The organism is Stenotrophomonas sp. 22692, assembly GCF_052045015.1.
GTDB lineage: Bacteria > Pseudomonadota > Gammaproteobacteria > Xanthomonadales > Xanthomonadaceae > Stenotrophomonas > Stenotrophomonas geniculata.
In genome coordinates this window covers 29,940-34,039 of the sequence record NZ_JBQEMR010000038.1, presented here as the reverse complement: position 1 = coordinate 34,039, position 4,100 = coordinate 29,940, and the positions used below count along the sequence as shown (strand labels likewise).

Here is a 4,100-nt window from a genome sequence, read left to right as displayed (position 1 = left end):
GCGGGACGGGTGCAGATGGCGGGACCGTCCACGGCATGGATGCCGTGGCCGAGCCTACAAGGACGTACTTGCGGCGTGTCCCGCCATCTGCCCCTCCCCGCCAAACCAGCAGAAATCCAGAGCCGCTTTTGAAGTTGCTGTTGCCGTTGCTTGAGAAAAGCGGTGCAGCCGCAGGCTGCAAAACCCCCTCAATCCTGATCGTGCGCGCGCGCTGCCTCCGCCTGGGTCTCCTCCTGCGCCGCCATCTCGCGTGCGATCCACGCATCGATCATGTGCCGCTGGCGCTGCGCCTGCCGCCGCTCCCGCGTGTACTCCTGGTCCAGCACCCGGTACAGCGACACCATCACAAGAAGCATCAGCAGCGCGAACGGCAGCGCTGCGATGGTGATCATGCCCTGCAGCGCCTCCAGCCCGCCTGCCAACAGCAAGGAACCCGCCACCAGCGCAATGCCGACACCCCACGCCACTTTGTGCTTGCGCAATGGCTCGCCAGCGTCGTCCGTGGACATGCTGGCCAGTACCAGTACCGCAGAATCAGCCGAGGTCACGAAGAAGATCATCAGCAGCACCAACGCGATGCTCGACAGAAGAAGAGGCAACGGAAGGCTGTCGAACATGGTGAACAGCACTGTCTCGTAGCCGTTGCCCAGCGCCTGCAGCAGGTCGGCCTGGCCGAAGATCTGCATCCAGATGGCGGTGCCGCCGAACACCGAGAACCAGAAGAAACCCAGCAGCGTCGGCGCCAACACCACGCCGATCACGAACTCCCGAACACTGCGGCCTCGCGAGATGCGCGCGATGAACGAGCCCACGAACGGTGCCCAGGAAATCCACCAGGCCCAGTAGAAGATCGTCCAGTCGGCCACCCAGGTGCTGGACGAGAACGGCGACATGCGCAGGCTCATCGTCACCAGCTGATTGAGATAGGAGCCCAGCGTGGTGGTGAAGGTATTGAAGATCGCGCCAGTCGGGCCGAGCACCAGCACCAGTGCCAACAGCAGCGCCGCCAGTGCAAGGTTGAAGTTGGACAGCCATTTCATGCCGCGGCCGACGCCGCTGAGCGTGGACGCCATGTACAGTACGAAAGCCACTGCGATGATGGTCAGCTGCAGCGGCACGCCCGCCTGCACGCCGAACACGCGTTCCACGCCGGCCGCGATCTGTACCGTGCCGAAGCCCAGTGCTGTAGCCACGCCAACCGCGGTGGCGACGACCGCGGAGATGTTGACCATATGCCCGATCCAGCCACGATGGTGACGGCCGATGATCGGTTGCAACATATCGCTGATCTGGCCACGGCCGTTGCGGTTGAACTGGAACCAGGCCATTGCCAGGCCGATCAGCGCATAGATGGCCCACGGGTGCAGGCCCCAATGGAAGAATACGTAGCGCATGGCAGCACGCGCAGCGTCCATGCTTTCAGGTGCCAGCCCTTCCGGTGGTTTGCTGAAATGCGAAATGGGCTCGGCGGCGCCCCAGAACACCAGGCCGATGCCCATGCCGGCGGCGAACAGCATCGACATCCAGCTGGCCCGCGAAAATTCCGGTTCGGCGTCTTCGCCACCGATGCGCAGGTTGCCGAAGCGGCCGAAGGCCAGGTACATCAGGAATACCAGGGCCAGGAACACGACCAGCAGGTAGAGCCAGCCGATGCCGCGGATGAGTTCGCCGAGGATGCTCTGCACCACGGTATTGAAGGGACCGGGTGCTACACCGGCGAGCAGCACCAGCAGCAGAACCAGTGCAATGGAAACGCGAAACACCATGAAGGGGCTTCTCCGATCAAGGGATTGAGGGGAGCGAGCAGAGCTTGCTGCGAGGGGCCGGCGACATGAAGCACAGACCGGGCAGGGGCCGCGAAGGCGGCGAGGAAACACCGGCCGCAGCGGCACGATGCGCGTGCACGTTACTGAATGCGATGTCACGGTTCTGTTAATACAGAAACAGCGGATCCACGCCGTGCGTGGATGGAACAGCCAGGAGCTGCGGTGCGTTCTATGGTCTAATGCGCACCAAGAAGCGGGGGTACCGCGGCCATGTGGCCACGGTTGAGACAGTCCCTTGGAACCTGATCCGGCTCATACCGGCGTAGGGAAGCTTTGCAGTGCAGCCATGCCCGGACTCCGCCCAAGGACCGTCCGGGAGCGGCAGCAGTGCGCCGCCGCTTCGTCCCTGACCTTCCTGGACGATGCCCGATGAACGCACAGCTCTCCGCCCTGCAGCAACAGGCCCAGCAACTCTCCGAATCCGTGACCCGGCCCATTCCCGGCTCGCGCAAGATCCACGTGCCCGGCTCACGTCCGGATCTGCAGGTACCGATGCGCGAGATCGCGTTGACCCGCACGCCGACGTTGTTCGGCGGCGAAGAGAACGCACCGGTCACGGTCTACGACACGTCCGGTCCGTACACCGATCCGGAGGTGCGCATCGATCTGTCGGCCGGTTTGCCGGAACTGCGCCGCGGCTGGGTGGAAGAGCGCGGTGATACCGAGCAGCTCGAAGGACTGAGTTCTTCGTTCGGCCGCGATCGCGAGCAGGACCCGAAGCTCGATGCGGTGCGATTTCCCGCGCGCAGCCTGCCACGCCGTGCGCGTGCAGGTGCCAACGTCACCCAGATGCACTACGCGCGCCGTGGCATCATCACGCCGGAGATGGAGTTCGTCGCCATCCGCGAGAACCAGCGCCTGGACGCGATCCGCGATGCCGGCCTGCTGCAGCAGCACCCGGGCGAGGCATTTGGTGCCTCGATCCAGAAGATCATCACACCGGAGTTCGTGCGCGATGAGATCGCACGCGGCCGCGCGGTGCTGCCCAACAACATCAACCACCCGGAAAGCGAGCCGATGATCATCGGCCGCAACTTCCTGACCAAGATCAACGCCAACATCGGCAACAGCGCGGTGTCCTCGGGCATTGCCGAGGAAGTGGAGAAACTGGTGTGGGCGATCCGCTGGGGCGGTGACACGGTGATGGACCTGTCCACCGGCAAGCACATCCATGAGACCCGCGAGTGGATCATCCGCAACTCGCCGGTGGCGATCGGTACCGTGCCGATCTACCAGGCGCTGGAGAAGGTCGACGGCCGTGCCGAAGCACTTACCTGGGAGATCTTCCGTGACACGCTGATCGAGCAGGCCGAGCAGGGCGTGGACTACTTCACCATCCACGCTGGCGTGCTGCTGCGCTACGTGCCACTCACCGCCAAGCGCGTGACCGGCATTGTCAGCCGTGGTGGCTCGATCATGGCCAAGTGGTGCCTGGCGCACCACAAGGAGAATTTCCTCTACACGCATTTCGAAGACATCTGCGAGATCATGAAGGCCTATGACGTGACCTTCTCGCTGGGTGACGGCCTGCGCCCGGGCTGCATCGCCGATGCCAACGACGCCGCGCAGTTCGGTGAGCTGGAAACGCTGGGTGAGCTGACGAAGATCGCCTGGAAGCATGATGTGCAGACCATGATCGAAGGCCCCGGCCATGTGCCGATGCAGCTGATCAAGGAGAACATGGACAAGCAGCTGCGCGAGTGCGGCGAGGCGCCGTTCTATACGCTGGGCCCGCTGACCACCGACATCGCGCCGGGCTACGACCACATCACCAGCGCGATCGGTGCGGCGATGATCGGCTGGTTTGGTACCGCCATGCTCTGCTACGTGACGCCGAAGGAACACCTCGGCCTGCCCAATCGCCAGGACGTGCGTGACGGCATCATGGCCTATCGCATCGCCGCGCATGCGGCCGACCTGGCCAAGGGCCATCCGGGCGCGCAGGTGCGCGACAACGCGCTGAGCAAGGCGCGCTTCGAGTTCCGCTGGGAAGACCAGTTCCATCTTGGCCTGGATCCGGAGAAGGCCAAGGAATTCCATGACGAGACGCTGCCGAAGGATGCGCACAAGCTGGCGCACTTCTGCTCGATGTGCGGTCCGCACTTCTGTTCGATGAAGATCACCCAGGACGTGCGCGACTACGCCGAGGCCGGCATGAAGGAGAAGTCGGCGGAGTTCCGCGCGGCCGGTGCCGAGGTCTACCGCCAGGGGTGATGCGGAAGCGGGGGTGGGGGGCAGCGGCCCGCACCCCCACCCCCCCCCCCACCCCCCTCT

At 64.3% G+C, this 4,100-nt stretch carries 2 protein-coding genes and 1 riboswitch; of the genes, one reads left to right on the top strand and one right to left on the bottom strand.

Going from position 1 to position 4,100, the window contains the following annotated elements; all coding sequences use genetic code 11:
- Window positions 1-188: 188 nt before the first annotated feature.
- Window positions 189-1,766: a BCCT family transporter gene (locus ACTJJM_RS18105; RefSeq protein ID WP_125437680.1), complete on the bottom strand. Its 1,578-nt coding sequence runs from the start codon at window positions 1,764-1,766 to the stop codon at window positions 189-191.
- A gap of 245 nt (window positions 1,767-2,011) precedes the next feature.
- Window positions 2,012-2,113: riboswitch (TPP riboswitch) on the top strand.
- Window positions 2,114-2,195: 82 nt separating this feature from the next.
- On the opposite strand from ACTJJM_RS18105, the gene thiC reads away from it, so the two are divergent.
- On the top strand, window positions 2,196-4,040 hold the full coding sequence (thiC, locus tag ACTJJM_RS18100) for a phosphomethylpyrimidine synthase ThiC (RefSeq protein ID WP_010483982.1): 1,845 nt from the start codon (window positions 2,196-2,198) through the stop codon (window positions 4,038-4,040).
- Window positions 4,041-4,100 lie beyond the last annotated feature (60 nt).